Source organism: Chamaesiphon sp. VAR_69_metabat_338, assembly GCF_031423935.1.
Taxonomy (GTDB): domain Bacteria; phylum Cyanobacteriota; class Cyanobacteriia; order Cyanobacteriales; family Chamaesiphonaceae; genus Chamaesiphon.
Genome location: NZ_JANPGM010000611.1, coordinates 1 through 2224 on the forward strand (window position 1 = coordinate 1; position 2224 = coordinate 2224).

The following is a 2224-nucleotide window of genomic DNA, read 5'->3' on the forward strand; positions in this document are numbered from 1 at the left end:
CAAACGAATAATCGATCGCTGCCGAAGACGTCAACACCACACGACCCATTCCACCGAGCTGACCTTGAAAATCAATACCACCATCATGGGCATGGGGAATTCGATCGCCAAATGCCCCACTATGGCAGCAATCCAAAATCACCACTTTGCGATCGGATTCACTTTTCTTTAGCGACTCGGAAGTGGCGATCGGCCATTGCGGCGATTAGGGGTTGGTGGGTAACGCAGAGAACTTGCTGGGATTGGCTTAGGTGATGGAGCTTGCTGGCGATCGATTGGGCGACTTTCCCCGATACACCCGCATCGATTTCATCGAAAATTAGGGTACCCGCGCCGCCGTTATTTGAGAAGCAGGCTTTGAGGGCGAGCAGAAAGCGGCTCATTTCACCGCCGGAAGCAGTCGCGGCGATGGGTTGGAGGGGTTCGCCAGGATTGGGGCTAAAGTTGAAAATGATGTTGTCTGCGCCGGTTGATGTGGGCTGTTGGGAGGCGATTTCGACTTGAAATTGGACTTTATCCATTGCCAGGGGCTTAAGTTCGCGGATTAAGTGTCGTTCGAGATCGAGCGCGGCTTGTTGGCGGAGGGTGGTGAGTTTTTGGCAAGCTTTAATTAATTTGGTTTGGAGATTTGTGGCTCGGTGTTCGAGTTCTTCGAGGGACTCTCCCGCCCCAGTAAGCTGGGTTAATTCGGTTTGAATAGTTAGTTGATGCTCGATCGCATCTGTCAGGCTGGGGCCATATTTGCGGCAAATGAGTTTGAGGGTGCGAATCCGTTCTTCGATTTCGAGGAGTCGATCGGGATCTGCTTCGAGGGCGTCGCCATAATAATTGATTTCGCGTCCGGCTTCGGTAACTTGAGCGAGGGCGAGGCTGACGAGATCGAGGGTGGATTGGAGGCTGGAGTCGATGTCTACCATATCGATCAGGGTAGCTTCGGCTTTACCCAGCAGATCGGCAACGGCGATCGATCCGCCCGTATCATCTTGATAGAGGAGTTGATAGACGGCGTAGCTTTGTTGCTGGAGATCGACGACGTGGCTGAGGCGTTGACGTTCGGTTTCGAGATCTTCGATCTCGTCGGGGGTTGTCAATTCAGCTTGGCTGAGTTCTTCGGACTGATATTGGAGCAAGTCGATCCGTTGGAGTCGCTGCTGTTCGTTAGCTTGGCGATCGAGCCAAGTTTGGTAGGCTTGTTGGTAGACAGTATATTCAGTGCTAATACTGTCCCGCTGGTGGACGATGGCTGCGCCGCCGTAGAGATCGAGTAACTCTTTTTGGTGGGTAGTATTGGTGAGCAATACGGTTTGCCCTTGGGCGGTAATTTCAATTAAGAGTTCGCGTAATTCTTGGGCGAGCTGACGATTGCAAATTGCACCGTTGACGCGCATGCGCGATCGCAGATTAGTCCCTTGCAGGCTGAGTTCCCGACTGCAAATCACCGGATCGTCATCGCTTGAATCAAATTCTCGATCGACTAGCCATGCCCTAATTCGATCGTTCGTGGCAAATGTACCCTCGATGGTAGCTTTCTCCGTCCCCGTGCGAATCATCCGCAATGAAGGCTTCCCGCCCAAGACGAGATCGATCGCATCGAGGATAATCGATTTGCCCGCACCAGTTTCCCCCGTCAACACATTTAAGCCCGCCCCAAATTCTAGTTCTAGCTCGTCAATGAGGGTAAAGTTGTGAATGCGCAAAGACAATAGCATTAGGGGATATGAGATAGGGTATATTAATCTAGGATTGAGGATGGGGATAACGTTGGGGCATAGGGATGTGCTAGCATCCTGCCAATTCCCGATTTTCTCCACATCGTCCAAATTAATTGCGCTGGATGATGGCAGCCGAATTGACAATCGATCGACTAAAGTAAAAAAATCTATCTAGACCGAAGGCCCAGAGCCATGAATGACTTAGACAATTCTACCCCTGAGATTGAATCCGCGATTCAGATAGTTGGTAGCGATTTACCAGATTTTAAAATTCATGGCTATCAGGCATCCGATCGACTGTCCAAACATGCCGCTGGCGGTAGAACAACCTATCTAGCTAGAGAGATCGAGACGGAGCAGTTGGTAGTAATTAAGGAGTGGCGACAGTTTGATGTTCGCACACCAGCTCCAGACTATGCTAATTATTTACCAGAAATTGCTAGGTTACAACAACTTGACAGTCCGAACGTTTCCCGCTACCTAAATTCTTTCCAGACAGCGACGGGCTTCTG

General features: G+C 50.6%; 1 protein-coding gene and 1 pseudogene. One reads left to right on the forward strand and one right to left on the reverse strand.

Annotation, left to right across the window (positions count from 1 at the left end):
* Window positions 1-158: 158 nt before the first annotated feature.
* Window positions 159-1709 carry a DNA repair protein RecN gene (gene recN / locus RMO84_RS16855; protein WP_310489595.1) on the reverse strand — a complete coding sequence of 517 codons (1551 nt, stop codon included), beginning with the start codon at window positions 1707-1709 and terminating at the stop codon, window positions 159-161.
* Window positions 1710-1904: 195 nt separating this feature from the next.
* Here recN and RMO84_RS16860 point away from each other — a divergent pair.
* Window positions 1905-2224 (forward strand): annotated as a pseudogene (locus RMO84_RS16860) (hypothetical protein); the annotation flags it as partial.

Bases quoted from the DNA above. Each gene is read 5' to 3' on its own strand.
- recN (WP_310489595.1), bottom strand. From the start codon at position 1,709: ATGCTATTGTCTTTGCGCATTCACAACTTTACCCTCATTGACGAGCTA.